The 18724-nt window shown below is 71.8% G+C and carries 16 protein-coding genes; 5 read left to right on the plus strand and 11 right to left on the minus strand.

What is annotated here, in order from left to right; genetic code table 11:
* Positions 1 to 151 precede the first annotated feature (151 nt).
* The gene (locus tag CFK41_RS10665) at positions 152 to 1330 is read left to right on the plus strand and encodes a hypothetical protein (protein ID WP_096799632.1); all 1179 of its coding nucleotides are present in this window, start codon (positions 152 to 154) and stop codon (positions 1328 to 1330) included.
* A 4-nt stretch (positions 1331 to 1334) separates the two neighbouring features.
* Here the strand turns inward: CFK41_RS10665 and CFK41_RS10670 are convergent, their stop codons facing one another.
* The gene (locus CFK41_RS10670; protein ID WP_096799633.1) at positions 1335 to 4013 is read right to left on the minus strand and encodes an ATP-dependent Clp protease ATP-binding subunit; all 2679 of its coding nucleotides are present in this window, start codon (positions 4011 to 4013) and stop codon (positions 1335 to 1337) included.
* A gap of 292 nt (positions 4014 to 4305) precedes the next feature.
* Here CFK41_RS10670 and CFK41_RS10675 point away from each other — a divergent pair, with 292 nt between their 5' ends.
* A complete protein-coding gene (locus CFK41_RS10675; protein ID WP_096799634.1) occupies positions 4306 to 5691 on the plus strand; it encodes a PrsW family intramembrane metalloprotease in 1386 nt (461 codons plus the stop codon).
* Positions 5692 to 5812: 121 nt separating this feature from the next.
* On the opposite strand, the gene CFK41_RS10680 is transcribed toward CFK41_RS10675, so the two are convergent.
* The 4 genes from CFK41_RS10680 to CFK41_RS10695 are packed head-to-tail and all read right to left on the minus strand — an operon-like array spanning position 5813 to position 8590.
* Complete coding sequence (locus CFK41_RS10680; RefSeq protein WP_096801044.1) at positions 5813 to 6235, minus strand: RNA-binding S4 domain-containing protein; 423 nt, start codon at positions 6233 to 6235, stop codon at positions 5813 to 5815.
* Positions 6232 to 7701, minus strand: coding sequence for an amidase (locus CFK41_RS10685; protein ID WP_096799635.1), 1470 nt, complete (start codon positions 7699 to 7701; stop codon positions 6232 to 6234). Before CFK41_RS10685 ends, CFK41_RS10680 begins: the two co-directional genes overlap by 4 nt.
* Positions 7698 to 8225, minus strand: coding sequence for a low molecular weight protein-tyrosine-phosphatase (locus tag CFK41_RS10690; protein WP_096799636.1), 528 nt, complete (start codon positions 8223 to 8225; stop codon positions 7698 to 7700). Before CFK41_RS10690 ends, CFK41_RS10685 begins: the two co-directional genes overlap by 4 nt.
* Complete coding sequence (locus CFK41_RS10695; RefSeq protein WP_096801045.1) at positions 8222 to 8590, minus strand: GNAT family N-acetyltransferase; 369 nt, start codon at positions 8588 to 8590, stop codon at positions 8222 to 8224. Before CFK41_RS10695 ends, CFK41_RS10690 begins: the two co-directional genes overlap by 4 nt.
* Positions 8591 to 8614: 24 nt before the next feature.
* On the opposite strand from CFK41_RS10695, the gene CFK41_RS10700 reads away from it, so the two are divergent.
* Together CFK41_RS10700 and CFK41_RS10705 are read left to right on the plus strand one after the other, a co-directional pair.
* Entirely contained in the window at positions 8615 to 8980 is a 366-nt protein-coding gene (locus CFK41_RS10700; protein ID WP_096799637.1) for a DUF952 domain-containing protein, read from the plus strand.
* A gap of 79 nt (positions 8981 to 9059) precedes the next feature.
* Positions 9060 to 9695 (plus strand): L-threonylcarbamoyladenylate synthase, encoded by a 636-nt coding sequence (locus tag CFK41_RS10705; protein ID WP_096799638.1) that lies wholly within the window; start codon positions 9060 to 9062, stop codon positions 9693 to 9695.
* Positions 9696 to 9719: 24 nt separating this feature from the next.
* Here CFK41_RS10705 and CFK41_RS10710 read toward each other — a convergent pair whose 3' ends face one another.
* Positions 9720 to 10997 carry an MFS transporter gene (locus CFK41_RS10710; RefSeq protein ID WP_096799639.1) on the minus strand — a complete coding sequence of 426 codons (1278 nt, stop codon included), beginning with the start codon at positions 10995 to 10997 and terminating at the stop codon, positions 9720 to 9722.
* Positions 10998 to 11112: 115 nt separating this feature from the next.
* Here CFK41_RS10710 and deoD point away from each other — a divergent pair, with 115 nt between their 5' ends.
* Positions 11113 to 11841 carry a purine-nucleoside phosphorylase gene (gene deoD / locus CFK41_RS10715; protein WP_096799640.1) on the plus strand — a complete coding sequence of 243 codons (729 nt, stop codon included), beginning with the start codon at positions 11113 to 11115 and terminating at the stop codon, positions 11839 to 11841.
* Positions 11842 to 11924: 83 nt separating this feature from the next.
* On the opposite strand, the gene CFK41_RS10720 is transcribed toward deoD, so the two are convergent.
* The 5 genes from CFK41_RS10720 to gcvP form a co-directional block, all read right to left on the minus strand.
* Positions 11925 to 12182, minus strand: coding sequence for a hypothetical protein (locus CFK41_RS10720; RefSeq protein ID WP_096799641.1), 258 nt, complete (start codon positions 12180 to 12182; stop codon positions 11925 to 11927).
* Between the two features lie 66 nt (positions 12183 to 12248).
* A complete protein-coding gene (locus tag CFK41_RS10725; protein ID WP_096799642.1) occupies positions 12249 to 12992 on the minus strand; it encodes a gamma-glutamyl-gamma-aminobutyrate hydrolase family protein in 744 nt (247 codons plus the stop codon).
* Between the two features lie 131 nt (positions 12993 to 13123).
* On the minus strand, positions 13124 to 14269 hold the full coding sequence (locus tag CFK41_RS10730) for a glycosyltransferase family 4 protein (RefSeq protein ID WP_096801046.1): 1146 nt from the start codon (positions 14267 to 14269) through the stop codon (positions 13124 to 13126).
* A 213-nt stretch (positions 14270 to 14482) separates the two neighbouring features.
* Positions 14483 to 15694, minus strand: a complete 1212-nt coding sequence (locus CFK41_RS10735; RefSeq protein ID WP_096799643.1) for a cobalamin-independent methionine synthase II family protein — start codon at positions 15692 to 15694, stop codon at positions 14483 to 14485.
* A 71-nt stretch (positions 15695 to 15765) separates the two neighbouring features.
* The gene (gene gcvP / locus CFK41_RS10740) at positions 15766 to 18708 is read right to left on the minus strand and encodes an aminomethyl-transferring glycine dehydrogenase (RefSeq protein WP_096799644.1); all 2943 of its coding nucleotides are present in this window, start codon (positions 18706 to 18708) and stop codon (positions 15766 to 15768) included.
* Between the last annotated feature and the right edge of the window lie 16 nt (positions 18709 to 18724).

The following is an 18724-nucleotide window of genomic DNA, read 5'->3' on the forward strand; positions in this document are numbered from 1 at the left end:
CGCACGGCCCCCGGAGCTCCTCAGAGCACCGGGGGCCGTGCGGCGTCGCGGGCCTCGCTGACGCTGGCGACCGTTCCTCCACAAAGCCGGTCCATCCACAATCCCCGTCGCTGCTCGGCGAGGAGGTCGGTGTGCTGTCTACGGTCGCGCCATGAACACCATCTGGGGATGCGACACCGAGACCATGACCGAGCTGTCCGGGGACTTCGCCGCGGGCGCCGAGCAGCTGCAGGGGATCTCCGCCCGGGCGCGCCTCGCCCGCCGCGCCGTGGCCTGGTTCGGGCCCGACGCCGAGGAGCACCGTTCCACCACCGAGGAGCTGTTCGAGCGCGCGGAGCAGATCGCGGAGGTGGTCCGCCGGCTCGCCGAGCTGCTGGGGAAGGAGGCGACGGCCCAGGACATCTGCTCCGCGGCGGAGGGCGGCATCGATCCCACCGATCCGCTGGGGGTGCGGGCCATGCCTCCGTCGCTCGTGACCGGCAGTCCCCTGCCCAAGGTCGCCGGCGATCCGGAGGGCCGGTGGCGGCCCATGGTCGGCGGCCCCCTCCGGGCGGAGGAGATGCCCTTCGTCGGAGGTCCGATCCCCACGCCGGATCTCAGTGACCTCTGGCCGATCCTGACCCGACCGATGGAGCCCGAGCCCGTGTTCGGAGCGCCTCTGAGGCCCTCGCCGGCGCCGGTCGCACCGGACGAGAAGTACCCCCTGGACGACGATCATCTCGCCGATGCCCAGAGCATCCGGCGGCTGGCGCTGCGCACCGTTCCCGGCGGGGGCATCGCCCAGGGCATCCTGGACGGCCACGACGCAGTCGGCGATCTCTTCGACGGGGCGGAGACCGTGCTCGAGGAGAACGGGCTGGGATCGCTCACCCCTCTCGTCGACGTGGCGCGCATCCCCCACACGCTCACCGAGCCCGTGCTCGGGGAGGGGTCGATGCCCGGGCAGATGGTCACCGGCATCGATCGCGGCATCGCCAACACCCTCCAGACCGGCGAGGAGGTCACCACGGCGCTCGGCCAGGGAGATGTCGCGGAGGCGGCCCGTTCCGCGGAGCGCGGCATGCACCGGCATGTCGGCAACACGACGGACCTCCTCACTGCCACGGCGTTCCCGACCGCTGCGCAGAGCGTCTCGGACGTGCTGGGCACCGGCGGGGATCTGGCCGACGGCATCTCCCCCGGAGCGGGCGACGGACTGCACCGGGCCAGTGACGCCTTCCAGCGCGCCCATGACGAACTGCAGGGCGGCCTCGACACCATCACCGATGCCGAGGCCGCCTACGACCTGCGCCGTCAGTACGTCCCGATGCCGTGGGACGAACGGCCCTGATCCCTCAGGAGCCGGCCGGCGGGCGCCCTTCGGCGGCCGAGCGATCCGCGTCCGGGGAGCCCGGAGTCTCGGCAGCATGCTCCCCCACCACACCGAGCGCGAGACCGTTCCCGTCGGCGGCGGTCGTGACTGCGACAGACTGGCCGTCCTGCACGACGCCGCGCAGGATCAGCCGCGCCAGGCCGTCCCCGATCTCCTTCTGGACCAGTCGCTTCAGCGGCCGTGCACCGTACAGGGGATCGAAGCCCTCGGCGGCGAGCCAGCTCGTGGCCTCCTCGGAGACCTCGAGCGTGATGCGGCGCTCCTGCAGCCGCTCCGCGACCTCCTGGACCTGCAGGGTCACGATGCTCGCCAGCTCCTCGCGGTCCAGCGCATCGAACATGACGATGTCGTCCAGACGGTTGAGGAACTCGGGCTTGAAGGAGGCGCGCACCACCTGCATGACCCGGTCGTGCTTCTCCTTCTCGGCGAGCATCTGGTCCTGCAGCGCGACGGCTCCGAGGTTCGAGGTGAGGATGAGGATGGTGGAGCGGAAGTCCACCGTCCGCCCCTGGCCGTCGGTGAGACGGCCGTCGTCGAGAACCTGCAGCAGCACGTCGAACACGTCCTGATGCGCCTTCTCGATCTCGTCGAGCAGCACCACCGAATACGGCCTGCGCCGGACGGCCTCGGTGAGCTGGCCGCCCTGGTCGTAGCCCACATAGCCCGGAGGGGCGCCCACCAGGCGCGAGACGGTGTGCTTCTCCCCGTACTCCGACATGTCGATGCGGATCATCGCCCGCTCGTCGTCGAAGAGGAACTCCGCCAGGGCCTTGGCGAGCTCGGTCTTGCCCACGCCCGTGGGTCCCAGGAACAGGAACGAGCCGGTGGGACGGTGCGGATCCGAGATCCCCGCCCGGGCCCGGCGCACGGCGTCCGAGACCTCGGCGACAGCGCGCTCCTGCCCGATCAGGCGGTGCCCGATGATCTCCTCCATCTGCAGGAGCTTCTCCGTCTCGCCCTGCAGGAGCCGCCCTGCGGGGATGCCGGTCCAGGCCTCGACGACCTCGGCGATGTCATCGGGGCCCACGTGATCGGCGACCATCGGCCGCTGCTGCTCGCCCTGCCCGCCGGACTCCTGCTCCTCGGCATCGCGCAGCTGCTCCTTGAGCGAGGGGATGTCGCCGTAGAGGATCTTCGAGGCGGCGGTGAGGTCCCCCTCGCGCTGGGCGCGGTCGGCCTGCATGCGCAGCTGCTCCAGCTGGGCCTTGAGATCGCCGACGAGGTTCAGTCCCGCCTTCTCCCGCTCCCAGCGGGCGGAGAGCTCGTCCATCTGCTCGGTGCGGTCGGCGAGCTGGCTGCGCACCGACTCCAGCTGGGCCAGGCTCCCCGGGTCCTCGCTGCCGGCGAGCGCGAGTTCCTCCATCTTTAGCCGGTCCACCTGACGGCGCAGGATGTCCAGCTGCTCGGGCGAGGAGTCCAGCTCCATGCGCTGGCGGGAGGCCGCCTCGTCGACCAGGTCGATGGCCTTGTCCGGGAGCTGACGACCCGAGATGTAGCGGGCGGAGAGCGCGGCGGCCGCGACCAGGGCGGCGTCCGTGATGGTGACCTTGTGGTGCGCCTCGTACTTGTCCTTGAGACCGCGCAGGATCGTCACCGTGTCCTCGACGCTCGGCTCCCCCACCAGCACCTGCTGGAAGCGGCGCTCGAGCGCGGGGTCCTTCTCGATGTTCTCGCGGTACTCGTCCAGCGTGGTCGCGCCGACCATCCGCAGCTCCCCGCGGGCGAGCATGGGCTTGAGCATGTTGCCGGCGTCCATCGAGCCGTCCCCGGAGCCTCCGGCGCCGACCATCGTGTGGAGCTCGTCGATGAAGGTGATGATCTGCCCGTTGCTGGTGCGGATCTCGTCGAGCACGGCCTTCATCCGCTCCTCGAACTCGCCGCGGTACTTGGAGCCGGCGACCATGGAGGAGAGGTCGAGGGAGACCAGCCGCTTGCCGCGCAGGGAGTCCGGGACGTCGCCGGCGACGATGCGCTGGGCCAGCCCCTCGACCACCGCGGTCTTGCCCACTCCGGGCTCCCCGATGAGGACGGGGTTGTTCTTGGTGCGCCGCGAGAGCACCTGCACCACGCGGCGGATCTCGGCGTCACGGCCGATCACCGGGTCCAGCCCGCCCTCGCGGGCGAGCTCGGTGAGATCCACGCCGAACTTCTCGAGGCTCTGGAAGGTGCCCTCGGGGTGCTGGGAGTCCATCTGGTTCATGCGGTCATCTCCTGTGGTCAGTTCCATCACGGCATCGCGAAGGGCCTTCGGGGTCGCGCCGACGGCGGCGAGCAGCCGGGAGGCCGGGTCCCTGCCGAGCGCGATGCCGATGATCAGGTGCTCGGTGGACAGGTAGGTGCGGTGGGCGGCGTCGGCCTCGCGGCGGGCCGCCTCGAGCGCGTCATAGCCGGTGCCGACGAAGGTGGGCGAGGATCCGCCGCTCACCCGAGGCAGGGCGTCGACGGCCTGCTCGCTGCGGCGGACCACGTCGGAGGGGTCAGCGCCGACGGCCTCGAGGGCGGCACGGCCGATGCCGTCGGCCTGGCCGGCCAGCGCCCACAGCAGATGGAGGGAGCTGATCTGTGCGTTGCCGAGCTCGACAGCCCGCTCCGCCGCGGCGGTGACGGCCTCCTGCGACCGGGTGGTGAACTGGAACTCCACGGGGCTCCTCTCCTGGGTCCTCGGTGCTCGTGGGCAGGGATGCCACGACGTCTGATCTGAGCAACGTCAAGCAAGTTGAGTCTATTCCGCTCAAAGTCGAACAGGTCGGGTCCCGGAGCTGGCTGCGGCCGCCCGCCCCGACGGCTCCATGATCCGATATCCCCCGCTCGGCCGGGAGCGGAGCGCCCGCCTGTAGCATCGCACTGGCACGGTGGATCGGCGTCCAGGGGAACCGAGGCCGGCCCCGTGCCCGCACCTCCTCGTCCCTGAAGTCGCCGAAACAGAGGCTCTGATGACTCAGCCCCCACCGCCCCGGAACGGCCAGTACATGCCCAACGGCCGCCCGCGCCCCGGAGCGCCCGCCGCCGCGCCCGGCGCCCCGTCGTTCCAGTCGCAGCCGCGCTACATCGACTACGGCAACCCTCGCGCGTACGACACCTCGGTGCGCCCCGCCTCCGGGCTCACCGCGGCCCGCTTCGCCCCGGCCCAGATCCAGCGCCCCGATCAGGCCCAGCCGCAGTCGGCGTGGTCCACGCAGACCCGCCGGGTGCAGGAGGTCGCGCAGACCGCCGCCAAGGCGCCGGCGGTGAGCATCCTGGTGTGGCTCGCGCTGGTGGTGCTCGGCCTGCTCGTGCTGCTCGTGCTGGGCTACTTCTTCCTCGAGTTCGTCCTGACGGCGAGCTCGAGCCCTGCGTGGTGGCCGGTGACCGCCTTCCTCGCCGGTCTCTCGCTGCTCGTCATCGCAGGGATCATGATCCTGGCCGATCGCTGGGATCCCCAGCCGCTGCCCCTGCTCATCATCGCGGTGTTCTGGGGAGCCGCGATCGCCGCCGGGGTCAGCTATGTCCTGAACACCCTGAACGGCCTCCTGGTCTACCTGGCCACCGGCAGCGAGCAGGCGGCGGAGTTCGCCGGCCCGGTGATCAGCGCGCCCCTGGTCGAGGAGACCACCAAGGGCCTCGGACTGCTGCTCCTGCTGCTGCTGGCCCGCCGCTACTTCAACGGCCCGATGGACGGCCTGATCTACGGCGCGCTGCTGGGCGGAGGCTTCGCCTTCACCGAGAACATCATCTACTACACGCGCGGTCTCGAAGGTGCCGGTGCCGCGGGCGTCCTGGTGAGCTTCTTCTTCCGCGGGGTGCTGGGCATCTTCGGCCACGCGATCTACACCGCGACGACGGGCATCATCGTCGGCTTCGTGGTGCGCAAGTGGGGCAGCATCATGGGCTTCCTGGTGTTCCTGCCCGCGCTGATCCCCGGGATGCTGATGCACGCGGCGTGGAACCTCTCGGCCACGCTCGACGTCCCGCTCCTCCTCATGTACGGCGGTCAGGGTCTCCTCGTGCTGCTGGCGATGGTCGTGCTCGGCGTGCTGATCTGGGACGAGTCCCGACTGACCCGGGTGCGCCTGGGCGACTACGCGAACCAGGGCTGGCTCACCCATGAGGAGGTGGACATGCTCGCCACCTGGAAGGGTCGGCGCGAGGGCAAGCGCTGGGCCGGGCAGATCGGCGCGAAGCCCGTGATGAAGAGATTCATCCGGGAGAGCGCCGACCTCGCCTCGATCCGTCAGCGGCTGCTGGCCGACGGCGCGAACCCGAAGGTGGTCGCGACCGAGCAGAACCTCCTCCAGCGCCTCACCGCGAATCGTCAGGAGCTGCTGGCCCACGCGCGCTGACAGCTCGCCGAGCAATCGGGCGCACCTCACCCGCCGCGCACAGGAGAAGGGCCCCGCCGAGGCGGGGCCCTTCTCCTGTGCCGGGGGAAGGTGACCGAACGAGCACGGGCTCGATCGGCGCTCAGTGCTCGTCGTCCTCGTCGCGCTCCGGCTGCGTGTCCCGTCCCCGCAGCCGATCGAACTGCCGCCGCTCGCGCTTGGTGGGTCGCCCCATCCCCTTATCGCGCCGTGGCGGCGCCGCGGCCAGCTGGGGTGCGGGCTCGGGGCTGTGGTCCTCGTAGGCCTCCCGGGCGATCGGCGCCCCCACTCGCGTGGTGAGGATCCTCGTGACGACCACGACCTTCTCGCGGCCCCGCGAGCGCACCCGCAGCTCGTCGCCCACCACGATCTTCTGCGCCGCCTTGACCGGCTCGCCGTTGCGGCGCACGTGCCCGCCGCGGCAGGCCGCGGTGGCGGCCGAGCGGGTGGGCGTCAGCCGGGCGCTCCACAGCCAGATGTCCAGGCGGACGGTGCTCGGCCCGACGTCCTGATCGAGGGTGCTCATGCGGCGCGCGGCGTCCGCACCAGCGGCCACGGGTCGCGGGCCTCGAGCTGGGAGGCCAGGGCGAGCAGCAGGGCGTCATCCCCATGGCGGCTCGCACCGAGCTGCACGCCGAAAGGCAGCTCCACCCCGTCAACCGCCTCGCGGTGCAGCGGGAGCGCGATCGCGGCGGTGCCGAGCATGTTCCAGGTGCTGGTCCACGGGGTGAAGGCGCACTGCGCGGCGAAGTCGGCGGCGCCGTCGGCCAGCTGGAGCTCCTCGGGGCGTACCGGCGGGCCGGCGAGCGCGGGCGTGATCACCACATCGAACGGTCCGAAGGCCTCCAGGGTGCGCCGGGACAGGCTCTGCACGCCCGAGACGGCGCGGAGCAGGTCGACCCCGCTGTAGGAGCGACCGCGCTCGCGCAGCCAGCGGGTGAGCTCGAGCAGCTCGCCCTCGCGCTCCTCGGGGATCGGGATGCTCGCCGCGCCGACGGTCCACAGCGGCATGAACGCGGTCCAGTCCGTGGGAGTGAACGGTGCCGGGATCTCCGTCAGCTCGTGCCCCATCCCGCGCAGCAGCTCGAGCGCTCGCTCGAGGCCGCGCACGGCCGCCGGGTGCACCTCGGTCTCCGCCGCGAGCGGCTCCCGCAGGACCGCGATCCGCAGAGGCCCCGGCCCCCCACCGGGCCGGTCGAGCTGCTCGAGGTACCGGGTGGCGGGAGCGGGAACCGGCACGACGTCGCCGGGGCGCGGGCCGGCGAGGAGGTCGAGCCCGGCGGCGACGTCCCGGACGCCGCGGGCCAGGATGCCGTCGGTGACCAGGCCCGGCCCCTCGGTCCCGTACGGCCCCGGGGAGATCACGCCGCGGGAGGGCTTGAGGCCGACGATGCCGCAGCAGGCGGCCGGAATACGGACCGAGCCGCCGCCGTCGGAGCCGTGGGCGATGGGGACGATGCCGCTGGCAACGGCTGCCGCGGCGCCGCCGCTGGAGCCGCCGGCGGTGCGGGAGAGGTCCCAGGGCGTGCGGGCAGGGGCACCCGTGGCCGGTTCGGTGTAGCAGGGCAGCCCGAACTCGGGAGTGCTGGTCTTGCCGATGGTGAGCGTGCCGCCGTCGAGGATCTGCTGGGCGACGCCGTCGGTGACGGACGCGATGTTCCCGGCGAGCACGGTGCTGCCCGCCTCGAAGGGTGCCCCGGCCACCTGGGTGAGGTCCTTGATCGGCAGCGGGACCCCGAGCAGCGGCAGGGCCTCGCCGAGCTCCGGGAGGCGGTCGGTGCGGCGGGCGTCCCGGAGCCGGTCCCCGGCGGCGCGGGCCTGCTCGCGGGTGAGGTCCTCGAGCAGGTGGGCGAAGGCCCCCACCTCGGCTCCCGTGGTCCGTGCGGCATCGAGGGACTGCTCGGCGAGCTCCTCGACCTCGAGCTCCCCGGTGCGCAGCGCGGCGGCGGTCTCCAGGGCGCCCCGTGGCGCCGCGGCGTCGGGACCGGTCATCGCCGCTCCCTCCCGCTCGGCGGCAGACCGGCGGACGGTGCGTCCTCCAGAGCGGTGCGCACGTGCACCAGGATCCCCGGGACCGCGTCCTGGATCTGCTCCCAGACCGTCTCGAAGTCCTCCTCATCCCCGTACCACGGGTCGCGGATCCCGGTGTCCGGGACGGGGTCCGGGGCGAAGTCCCTCACCATCCGCAGCGTCTCCTCCGCCCGGGAGGCGCCGAGCACGCGACGCACGGGGCCGGCATGGTCGTGGTCGAGGGCGAGCACGAGATCCGCCTCGAGCAGCTCCGGGGCACCCATCTGCCGGGCGCGGTGCTCCTCGGGGTCGATGCCGTGGCGGCGCAGCAGCGCCCCGGCGCGGGAGTCGATCGGGTTGCCGATCTCCCACTCCGAGGTACCGGCGGAGGCCACCTCGACCCGGTCCCCGAGCCCGGCCGTCGTGAGCGCGTCGCGCAGGGCGAACTCGGCCATCGGGGAGCGGCAGATGTTGCCGGTGCAGATGGTGAGGATGCGATAGGTCATCGGGCGTCGCCCTCCTGATCCTGCGGGGCGTCCTCCAGCAGGTCCTGGTACTCGGGATGCCGTTCGATCCAGCCGCGCGCGAACCAGCAGGTGGCGCGCACCGTCATGCCCTGGCCCCGGATGTCGTCGAGGGCGAAGCGCACGATCGCCGAGCCGATCCCGGCACCGGAACGATCCGGGGCGACGACGGTCGAGCGGAGGTCGCGCACCATCAGCCCGAGGGCCCCGCCCTCGGCGTCCGGCCCGTCGGAGTCCCCGTAGGCGAGGACGGCGACGACCACGTCCCCGTCGAGTGCCTCGTAGCGGTCGCGGTCGTCATCGTGGACCAGGCGCACCGCGCCCGGTCCGGCGGAGGTCTCATCCATGCCGGTCACGGTACACTGCCGGTCATGCCCGCGCCCCTGATCTGGCACATCACCGAACTATCCGCCTGGGAGGCGGCGGTTCGGGCGGGCTCGTACACCCGCGCGACCCGCGGCCGAGAGCTCTCCGACGAGGGCTTCATCCACGCCTCCTGGCCCGAACAGGTCTCCAAGGTGGCCAAGCGCATCTACCCGGACCGTCCCGCGGATCTGGTGATCCTCGAGATCGACGTGGGCCGGGTCGAGGCGGCGGGCATCGCCGTGGACATCGAGGCCGACGTGGACGGCAAGGGCCGCGGCTACCCGCACATCAACGGCCCGCTGCCCGTCAGCGCCGTGCTGCGTCTGCGCCGCACCAAGTGGATCGGCCGGGAGTTCGTGGTCGTCGCCTGAGCCGTCGGCCGGGATCGCTGCGGCGGTGATCGACTCGGCCGACATCGACGCCCGAGGACCCTCCGACGTACCATCGGGCATGGCCAGATCACGTCGCTCCGCGAAGTATCTCGACATCCACCCGGAGGATCCGCAGCCCCGTCTGATCGAGCAGGCGGTCGCGGTGCTGGAGGACGGCGGGCTGATCGCCTATCCCACGGACTCCTGCTACGCGCTGGGCTGCGCGCTCGGCAACGCGGAGGGTCTCGAACGGATCCGTCGCATCCGCCAGGTCGGCAGGGACCACCACTTCACCCTGGTGTGCGCCGACTTCGCGCAGCTGGGACAGTTCGTGCTGGTCTCGAACCCCACCTTCCGCCTGGTGAAGAACTCGACCCCGGGCCCGTACACCTTCATCCTCCCGGCCACGAAGGAGGTGCCCCGGAAGATGGCCCACCCGAAGAAGAACACCGTCGGAGTGCGGATCCCCGACCATCGGGTGGCGCACGCCCTGGTCGAGGCGCTGGGCGCGCCGATCGTCTCCTCCACGCTGCTGCTGCCCGAGCAGGAGGAGCCGCCGACGGAGGGCTGGGTGGTCCAGGACCTGCTCGGCGAGCAGGTCGAGGCGATCATCGACTCCGGCGAGGTGGGCACGGAGCCGACGACGGTGGTCGACCTCTCCGCCGGTGACCTGGTGATCGCGCGCGAGGGCGCCGGAGACATCAGCCGCTTCTGAGCGGATGCCCCCGTGGCGCCGGACTCAGGCGGTGCGGAGCCGTTCGCGGGTGCTGAGCACTCCGGAGAAGAGCAGGATGCCCAGCGCGTACAGCGGGACCATCCACAGGGCGTAGCGCAGGGTCAGGACGTCGGCGAGGGCGCCGACCAGCGGCGGGGTGACGAAGAAGCCGAGCCGGGCGAACCAGCCCACCACCGTGATGCCCACGCCGTGGGGTACGCCGGGCAGCTCGTCGGCGGCACGGAAGGCGGCGGGGAAGAGCGTGGCCACGCCCCAGCCCGCGGCGGCGAATCCGATCAGCGCCGTGACCGGGGACGGGACCAGCAGCGCGAGGCTCATCCCGGCCATGCCGATCAAGGCCCCGAGACGCGCGGTGGCACGGTCGCCCAGCCGGTCCACGACGGCGTCCCCGGTGAAGCGGCCGATGGTCTGGGCCCCCTGCATCGCGACGAAGGCCATGCCGGCGACGAAGGGCGCCACGGCGAAGGTCTCGTTCATGAACAGGGCGCCCCAGGTGCTGCCGGCGTCCTCCGTGGAGCCGGCGAAGACCAGCACCATGCCGAGTGCGAGCACCAGCGCGAGGGCGCGCAGCCCCATCCCGGCGATCCGCAGCCCGTGAGGCGCCGCATCAGCCGGGACCTCCCCCGCCGAGGAGGCCGATGCCGCCGCGGTGGGGGCGGGCGCACGCTCGGTGGAGTCGTGACCGGCGAGCATGAAGCGGAAGGACCCTGCGGCCAGGGTTCCGAAGACGAACAGCCCGACCAGGCCCTGGCACCACAGCGGCAGCCCCAGCTGAGCGGCCGCCGCGCCGAAGAGGCCGCCGGTGACCGCTCCGAGCGACCACCAGCCGTGATAGCTGTTCATGATCGAACGGCGGTACCGGCGCTCGACCCGCATCCCGTGCGCGTTCATGGAGATGTCGGTGATCGCATCGGCCGCCGCGGCGACCGCGAGGGAGAGGGCGAGCCACAGCCAGCTGCCGGCGAGGTAGATCAGCAGATGGGAGGTCGAGGCGATGATCTGCGCCGCCACCGCGACCCGTGCCGATCCGTAGCCGCCCATCAGCCGCGCCGCGAAGAGCCCGGAGAGGAGCCCGCCGATGGGCCCGATGCCGACGGCGAGGCCGAAGACGGCGTTGCTCAGCCCGATCGACTCCACGAGCTCGGGATAGCGCGGCACGATCGCACAGAACGAGGCCCCGTTGAGGAAGAAGAGCAGCGAGACGGCCCACCGGGCACGACGCAGCTCCATCGGGAGCGCGGGGCGGCCGATGGGCGCGGAGGGCGGGACGTGAGCGTTCACGGGGCACCATTGTGTCCCATCCCCGCCGGGCCGACCACCGCTGCGGGGCCGGCGCCGTCCCCCTCCTCCCCCGCCCGCCGCGCATCATGGCGCCCGCCCGCCGTACCCTGGCGACATGTCGACACACCTCGGAGCCTCACCCGACCAGATCGCCCCCTACGTGCTCATGCCCGGCGACCCGTACCGCGCCCGCTGGATCGCCGAGACCTTCCTCGAGGATCCCCTCCAGTACAACGACGTGCGCGGGATGCTCGGCTACACAGGCACCTACGCCGGGGTGCGCATCTCCGCCCAGGGATCGGGGATGGGCCAGCCCTCCATGGCCATCTACGCCCAGGAGCTGTTCCAGGACTACGACGTGCAGGCCATCGTGCGCGTGGGGACCTGCGGCGGCCTCTCGGACGCGGTGAGCGTGCGCGACGTGATCCTGGGCCTGTCGGCCTCGACGGACTCCGCCATGAACGTGCCGCGCTTCGGACAGGTCTCCTTCGCCCCCGCAGCGGACTTCACACTGGCGCGGATCGCCGCGGCCGTCGCCGAGGAGCGTCTGCTGCCCCTGGTCGCCGGCGGGCTGTTCTCCTCCGACCAGTTCTACAACCCGGACACCGAGATCACCTCGACCCTCGCGGGCTACGGGGTGCTCGGGGTGGAGATGGAGGCCGCAGCGCTGTACACGCTGGCCGCGCAGTTCTCCCGCCGGGCGCTCGCCCTGTGCACGGTCTCCGACCATCTGCTCACCGGCGAGGAGACCAGCGCCGAGGAGCGCCAGGAGACCTTCGAGGACATGATCGTGGTGGCGCTGGAGTCGATCGTGCGCCTTGCGGCGGAGCACCCGCAGGCCTGAGCGGATCCGGACCGTCACCGACCCCGGACGCACTCGTGCCCGGCACCATCAGGTGCCGGGCACGAGGATCGCTCAGAGGGCGATCACCTGTTCAGGAAGCGCGGCACCAGGTCGAAGGTCGCCAGCAGCGCCACGATGCACATGGCCAGGCCGCCGCAGAAGGTGAGCACGGACGGGTTGTCCATGGAGATCAGCGACATCACGTACAGACCGCCCGCGAAGAGGCAGAACAGCACGGCGAACAGCACGATCGACAGGCCGAGGCTGTTGCCCTTCGAGGTCACGTTCTCGTCCTCGTGCACCTGTGCTCGGGGCGCGTCCGCGACGTCCTGCTTGCTCATGATCCCTCTTCCTCTGCCGGGGTGCTGTCGGGTCCGGCGACGGGGCACGGACGACCGGTCCCCATCTTAGACCAGAGAGTCGGCGCGGACGGACACCGCACGGTGGTCGATCGCCGTGAGCAGGCTCTCGAACAGGGTCGCCCCGACCTCGCCGTCGATCTCCGGATGCCACTGCACCCCGAGCACGCTCGAGCCGGAGGCCGCCTCCACCGCGAGCGGGAGCCCGCTGGCGTGGCGACCCACGACGCGGAGATCGCCGCGCACCGCGCGCACGCCCTGGTGGTGAAAGGCGGTGACCTCGGCGCGGGTGCCGAGGGCGAGACCGAGGTCGCTCGCGGCGTCGACCTCCACCTCGACGGCGGTGGGCTCGAGGCCGGTGGCCGGGTGGGCCGGGAGGTCCTCGGGCAGATGGCGGTGGAGCTCGCCGCCCTCGGCGATGACGATGATCTGCAGGCCGCGGCAGATCCCCAGCACCGGGACCCCGGTGCGGCGGGCGGCGCGGTAGAGCGAGGTCTCGAAGGCATCGCGCTCCGGATCCGGGACCATGTCGGTGGCGAGAGCCTCCTCGCCCCAGGCCGCGGGGTCCAGATCGGTGCCACCGGTCAGCACGATGCCGTCGAGCTCGGCGATCTCCTCGTCGGTCCACTCGTCCTGAGGGGCGAGGACGACCGGCCGGGCGCCGGCCTCGCGCAGGGCGCGCACGTAGTTCTCGTTGACGACCACGGCGTCATGACCCGCCCAGGCGCCGGACATCATGGTGCGGGCTCCTGCGGTCACGCCGATGAGCGGGCGACGAGTGCGCTGCGCCATGATGTTGTCCTTTCCGCAGAGGAGCGATGTTCCGGGCCGTCGGTCGACGACTGGACCCAGTCCACCGCATCCGCGACGGGACGGACGAGCTGTGTGGCGGAATGTGACGGCGGGCCGTCACAGAAGGGCCGTCACAGAAGGGCGCCGACGCGCCCATGCTGCTCGATGGCCTGCAGGTAGTAGCCGCGCAGCTGCTCGGCAAGGACGGGCCAGGTGCGCTTGCGGACCGACTCCTCGGCCGCGCGGCCGAACGCCCTTCGCTTCGCGTCGTCGAAGAGCAGGTCGCCGGCGCGGTCCCGCAGCTCGTCGAGCATCCCGGGCGTGTAGAGCCAGCCCGTGCGGCTCGGGGCGACCAGGTCCACCGGTCCTCCGCGCCGCGGAGCGATCACCGGCAGACCGGAGGCCATGGCCTCCTGGATCGTCTGGCCGAAGGTCTCGAGCTCCCCGGGGTGGATGAACAGGTCGGCGCTCGCGATGTGCGCGGCGAGGTCGGTGCCGGAGCGGAACCCGGCGAAGCGGGCGCGGGGCATCAGCCGCCGCAGGTTCTCCTTCTCGGGGCCGTCCCCCACGATGAGCAGGCGGACCCCGGGCATGTCGTGGATGACCTTGAGATCCGCGACCTGCTTCTCCGCGGCGAGGCGGCCCACGTAGACCACGAGCTTCTCGTCCAGGCGGGCGTAGTCGGCGCGCAGGGACTCGCTGCGCAGCGAGGAGGAGAACAGCGAGGTGTCCACCCCGCGCCGCCACAGGTCGACCCGGTCGATGCCGTGCTCGAGCATCTGGCCGCGGGTCGCGACCGACGGGGCGAGGTTCACGGTGGCGCGGTTGTGCACGTCGCGCAGCAGCTGCCAGGAGGCGCTCTCCAGGAACGGCATGCCGTAGCGGGCCGTGTACCCCGGGATGTCGGTCTGGTAGACGGCGACCGTGGGCACCCCGGCCTTCTGGGCCGCGACGACGGCGCGCCCGCCGAGGATCATCGGCGAGGCGAGATGGATGACGTCGGGCTCGAACTCGTCGATGCGACGGCGGAGCTTCGCGGCGCTGGTGGGCGCGATGCGCACCTCGGAGTAGCCGGGCATCGGGGCCGAGGCGATGCGGTGCACGCGCACCCGTCGGCCGCAGGAGGTGCGCACATGCTTGTCCGCACCCGGCCAGGCGGGGGCGATGATGCCGAGATCATCACCGGTCGCGGCGAAGTGGTCCGCGACCCGGAGCACCGAGTTGGTGACCCCGTTCATATGGGGAAGGAACGATTCAGAGACGAAGAGGATCCTCACGCGTTCGATCATGCTCCGCGAGGTCGACATCCGTGTCACGCCCACATGACGCTCAGGTGAACTCTTCGCGCCCCGCGCCGACCCGATCCCGCGCCGACGCACCGCGGCCGCCCTCCCTCAGGAGGACGGCCGCGGTGTGCAGGGCGGGACGGCCGCGGTGCGCAGGGCGGGACGGGCGCGGAGCGTGCGTCCCTGCCCGTCAGAGCCTGCCCGTCAGAGCCTGCCGGAGGCGATCTTCGCACCCTCGGCGAGGGACTCCAGCTTCGCCCAGGCGATCTGGGGGTGGATCCTTCCGCCCAGACCGCAGTCGGTCGAGCCGATCACGCGCTCGGGACCCACGAGCCGCGCGAAGCGCTCGAGGCGCTGGGCGACCAGCTCCGGGTGCTCGACGACGTTGGTGGCGTGGGAGACGATGCCGGGGACCAGCACCTTGTCCTCGGGCAGGGTGAGCTCCTCCCACACCGTCCACTCGTGCTCGTGGCGCACGTTGGCGGCCTCGAAGGAGTAGTACGTCGCGTCGATCTCGAGCAGGAGCGGGGCGAGGTGGCGGAACTCGATGTCGGTGGTGTGCGGACCGTGCCAGGAGCCCCAGCAGAGGTGGAAGCGGGTCTGCTCGGTGGGGACGTTCACCAGCGCGCGGTTGACGGCGTCCACGCGCTTGCGGGTGAAGGCGAGGTAGTCCTCGACGCTCGGCTCGGGGTTGATCTGATCCCAGTTCTCGGCGATCGAGGGATCGTCGACCTGGACGGTGAGGCCGGCGGCGGCGATCGCCTCGTACTCGGGGCGCATCACCTCGACCCAGGCGTCCAGGAAGGAGTCCACGTCGCCGTAGTGGTCGTCGACGATGCGGCTGCCGGAGCCGGGCGAGAGGGAGTTGAGGAAGCCGTGCTCGTAGCCGGAGGCCGCGAGCGCCGCGCGCACGTTGGCGACGTCCTGGTCGACGAGCTCGCGCCCGGTCTGAGAGAAGGCGAGGGGGCCGGTCGCGGCCGGGAAGGTGGTCTGGGCGCCGACGGTGATGCCCGAGCTCGGGTCCTGATAGGCCTCGGCGAAGATCGTCCAGTCGCGGCGGTCCGGGAAGGTGGTCAGGCGCACGTCCCCGGGCTCCGAGCGCACGGGCTCGGCGGAGAAGTGGTCGGATCCGGTGAGCTCGAGGCCGCTGACCCGGTCGAAGATGTAGGACCACCAGGATCCGTAGTTCACGGCCGAACCCATGAGGTGCCCGTACTCGCCGTCGTTGGGCAGGGAGATCCCGATCTCGCGCTGGCGGGCGACGACGTCGAGGACCGCCTGGCGCAGCACCTCGCGGAACTCCTCGGTCGGGGCCGGGGTCAGCCCGTCCTCGCCGACCGGGCGGGCGGCGTTGGCGGCGATCAGTTCGGGCGTGCGCGGGAGCGACCCGGCGTGGGTGGTGAGGATCTCGGTCATGCTCCGAGCGTACGAGCAATGACGCCCTGGTCAGAAACCAGGGCGTCACAGCAGTTCACACGGATCCTGGGTCAGTCCCGGGGCCAGGTGGGGACCAGGTTGCGGTCGCCGTAGGCCTGCTCCACGCGGCGCACCGGCGGCCAGTACTTCGACTGGATCCGCATCTGGGCGCTGTCATGCACCGAGTCGTCCTCGAGCGCGGTCCAGCTGCCGGGATAGACGGCGATCTCGCGGGAGTAGGGGTGGGTCCACTCCCCCGTCGCGATCGAGGCCGCGGTGTGCGGGGAGTTGACCAGCGGGTTGTCGTCGGCGGGCCAGGTGCCCGCCACGACCTCGTCGGCCTCCTTGGCGATCATCAGCATCGCGTCGACGAAGCGGTCGAGCTCGGCGAGGTCCTCGGACTCCGTCGGCTCCACCATCAGCGTGCCCGCCACCGGGAACGACATGGTCGGAGCGTGGAAGCCGTAGTCGATGAGCCGCTTGGCGACGTCGTCGACGGTGATCCCGGTCCGGTCGGTGAAGGGCCGCAGGTCCACGATGCACTCATGGGCCACCAGGCCGTTCTCGCCGGTGTAGAGGATCTCGAAGGACTCCGAGAGCCGGCGCGCCATGTAGTTCGCGGCGAGCACCGCGGAGGCGGTCGCGTGGCGCAGCCCGTCCGGCCCCATCAGACGGATGTAGGTCCAGGTGATCGGAAGGATCGACGCCGAGCCGTAGGGCGACTGGGAGACGGGCGGTCCGTCATGGGTCCCCTCCCCCTGGCCGACCACCGGGTGCTGCTCCTGCTGCATCGCGGGATGGCCCGGCAGGAAGGGCGCCAGGTGCGCCTTGGCCGCGACCGGGCCCACGCCCGGACCGCCGCCGCCGTGGGGGATGCAGAAGGTCTTGTGCAGATTCAGGTGCGAGACGTCACCCCCGAACTCGCCCGGGCGCGCCACCTGCAGCAGCGCGTTGAGGTTCGCGCCGTCCACGTAGACCTGGCCGCCGGCGTCGTGGACGAGCTGGCAGACCGTGCGCACCTCCTCCTCGTAGACGCCGTGCGTGGAGGGGTAGGTGATCATGATCGCGGCGAGCTCGTCGCCGTGGTCCTTGATCTTCTGCTTCAGGTCGTCGAGGTCGATGTTGCCGCGCGCGTCGGAGGCGACCACCACCACGCGGAGCCCGGCGATCACGGCGCTGGCGGCGTTGGTGCCGTGCGCCGAGCTCGGCACCAGGCACACCTCGCGGCCGCTCTCGCCGCGGGAGGCGTGGTAGGCGCGGATCGCGAGCAGGCCCGCGAACTCGCCCTGCGAGCCGGCGTTGGGCTGCAGGGAGACGGTCTCGTAGCCGGTGAGGTCCGCCAGCCAGCTCTCGAGCTGGGTGATCATCTCGAGGTAGCCGGTGACGTCCTCTCGCGGGGCGAAGGGGTGGACGGCGTTGAAGCCGGCCCAGGTGATGCCGGCCATCTCGGTGGCGGCGTTGAGCTTCATGGTGCACGAGCCCAGCGGGATCATCCCGCGGTCCAGCGCGAAGTCGCGGTCCGCGAGACGGCGCAGGTAGCGCATCATCGCGGTCTCGGAGTGGAAGGACGAGAACACCGGGTGCTGGAGGAAGGCGTCCTCGCGCACCAGCGCATCCCAGCCCGTGCCGGGCTCGACCGCGGCGAGGTCCTGGCCGGGGGTGGGGGCGTGCGGGGCGAACGCGGCGGCGATCGCCTCGAGGTCGCCCTCGGTGACGGTCTCGTCCAGCGAGAGGTGGACCAGGTCGTCCGCTGCGGTGTGCACCAGGAAGCCGGCCTCGGCGAGCGAGGCGGCGATGTCGCCGGCGGCGCCCGTGGCCCGCACCTCGAGGGTGTCGAAGAAGCTCTCGGAGACCAGCTCGAAGCCGCTGCGTTGCAGCAGGTCGGCGAGCGCGGCGGTGCGATCGGCGACCGTGCGGCCGATCCGGGTCAGGCCCTCGGGGCCGTGGTAGACGGCGTACATCGCGGCCATCACGGCCAGGAGCACCTGGGCGGTGGTGATCGAGCTCGTCGCCTTCTCGCGGCGGATGTGCTGCTCGCGGGTCTGCAGGGAGAGTCGGTACGCGGGGTTCCCGTCGGTGTCCTGCGAGACGCCCACCAGGCGGCCCGGGAGCTGGCGCTCCAGACCCTTGCGCACGGCGACGAATCCTGCGTGGGGACCGCCGAAGCCGAGCGGGATGCCGAATCGCTGGGAGGTGCCGACGGTGACATCGGCGCCGAGGGAGCCGGGCGAGGCGAGCTGCGTCAGGGCCAGCAGGTCGGCGGAGACGATCGCGACGGCCTTGGTGGACTTCAGCTCGGCGATCACGTCGCGCGGGTCCCAGACCCGGCCGGAGGCGCCGGGGTACTGGATCAGGGCACCGAAGTAGTCGCCCTCGGGGGCGCCGTCGGCGGCGAAGTCGACCTCGCGCAGCTCGATGCCGAGACCGTCGGCACGGCCCTGGAGGACCGCCTTGGTGGCGGGGAGCGCGTCGGAGTCCAGCAGGAAGACGTTGCCGTTGCGCTTGACGCTGCGACGGGCGATCAGCATCGCCTCGGCCGCGGAGGTGGCCTCGTCCAGGGTGGAGGCGTTGGAGATGTCCATCCCGGTGAGGTCGCAGATCATGGTCTGGAAGGTCAGCAGGGCTTCCAGACGGCCCTGGGAGATCTCCGGCTGGTACGGGGTGTAGGCCGTGTACCAGGCCGGGTTCTCCAGCACGTTGCGCTGGATGACCGCAGGGGTGTGCGTGCCGTGGTAGCCCAGTCCGATCAGCGAGCGGCGCACCGTGTTGCGGTCGGCGAGCGCCTGCAGCTCGGCGAGCGCGGCGGGCTCGGAGATGCCGGCGGGGACCGCGGAGGCGACGCTGCGGGCGCCCTCGGCGTCATCGAGCAGGATCGTGCCGGGCACGGCCGCGGCGAGCATCTCGTCCAGGGACTCGTGACCGAGCACCTCGAGCATGTGACGCTGCGCGTCGGGATCGGTGCCGACATGGCGGCGGACGAAGGAGTCGTGTGCGTGCGCAGACGATGCGGTCATGGAGTGGCGCCCCTGG

The organism is Brachybacterium ginsengisoli (assembly GCF_002407065.1).
Taxonomy (GTDB): Bacteria; Actinomycetota; Actinomycetes; order Actinomycetales; family Dermabacteraceae; genus Brachybacterium; species Brachybacterium ginsengisoli.

What these genes read in the sequence shown, in the direction of transcription:
- CFK41_RS10665 (WP_096799632.1), top strand. Translation starts at nt 152, where the DNA reads ATGAACACCATCTGGGGATGCGACACCGAGACCATGACCGAGCTGTCC.
- CFK41_RS10675 (WP_096799634.1), top strand. Translation starts at nt 4,306, where the DNA reads ATGACTCAGCCCCCACCGCCCCGGAACGGCCAGTACATGCCCAACGGC.
- CFK41_RS10680 (WP_096801044.1), bottom strand. Translation starts at nt 6,235, where the DNA reads ATGAGCACCCTCGATCAGGACGTCGGGCCGAGCACCGTCCGCCTGGAC.
- CFK41_RS10685 (WP_096799635.1), bottom strand. Translation starts at nt 7,701, where the DNA reads ATGACCGGTCCCGACGCCGCGGCGCCACGGGGCGCCCTGGAGACCGCC.
- CFK41_RS10690 (WP_096799636.1), bottom strand. Translation starts at nt 8,225, where the DNA reads ATGACCTATCGCATCCTCACCATCTGCACCGGCAACATCTGCCGCTCC.
- CFK41_RS10695 (WP_096801045.1), bottom strand. Translation starts at nt 8,590, where the DNA reads ATGGATGAGACCTCCGCCGGACCGGGCGCGGTGCGCCTGGTCCACGAT.
- CFK41_RS10700 (WP_096799637.1), top strand. Translation starts at nt 8,615, where the DNA reads ATGCCCGCGCCCCTGATCTGGCACATCACCGAACTATCCGCCTGGGAG.
- CFK41_RS10705 (WP_096799638.1), top strand. Translation starts at nt 9,060, where the DNA reads ATGGCCAGATCACGTCGCTCCGCGAAGTATCTCGACATCCACCCGGAG.
- deoD (WP_096799640.1), top strand. Translation starts at nt 11,113, where the DNA reads ATGTCGACACACCTCGGAGCCTCACCCGACCAGATCGCCCCCTACGTG.
- CFK41_RS10720 (WP_096799641.1), bottom strand. Translation starts at nt 12,182, where the DNA reads ATGAGCAAGCAGGACGTCGCGGACGCGCCCCGAGCACAGGTGCACGAG.
- CFK41_RS10725 (WP_096799642.1), bottom strand. Translation starts at nt 12,992, where the DNA reads ATGGCGCAGCGCACTCGTCGCCCGCTCATCGGCGTGACCGCAGGAGCC.
- CFK41_RS10735 (WP_096799643.1), bottom strand. Translation starts at nt 15,694, where the DNA reads ATGACCGAGATCCTCACCACCCACGCCGGGTCGCTCCCGCGCACGCCC.
- gcvP (WP_096799644.1), bottom strand. Translation starts at nt 18,708, where the DNA reads ATGACCGCATCGTCTGCGCACGCACACGACTCCTTCGTCCGCCGCCAT.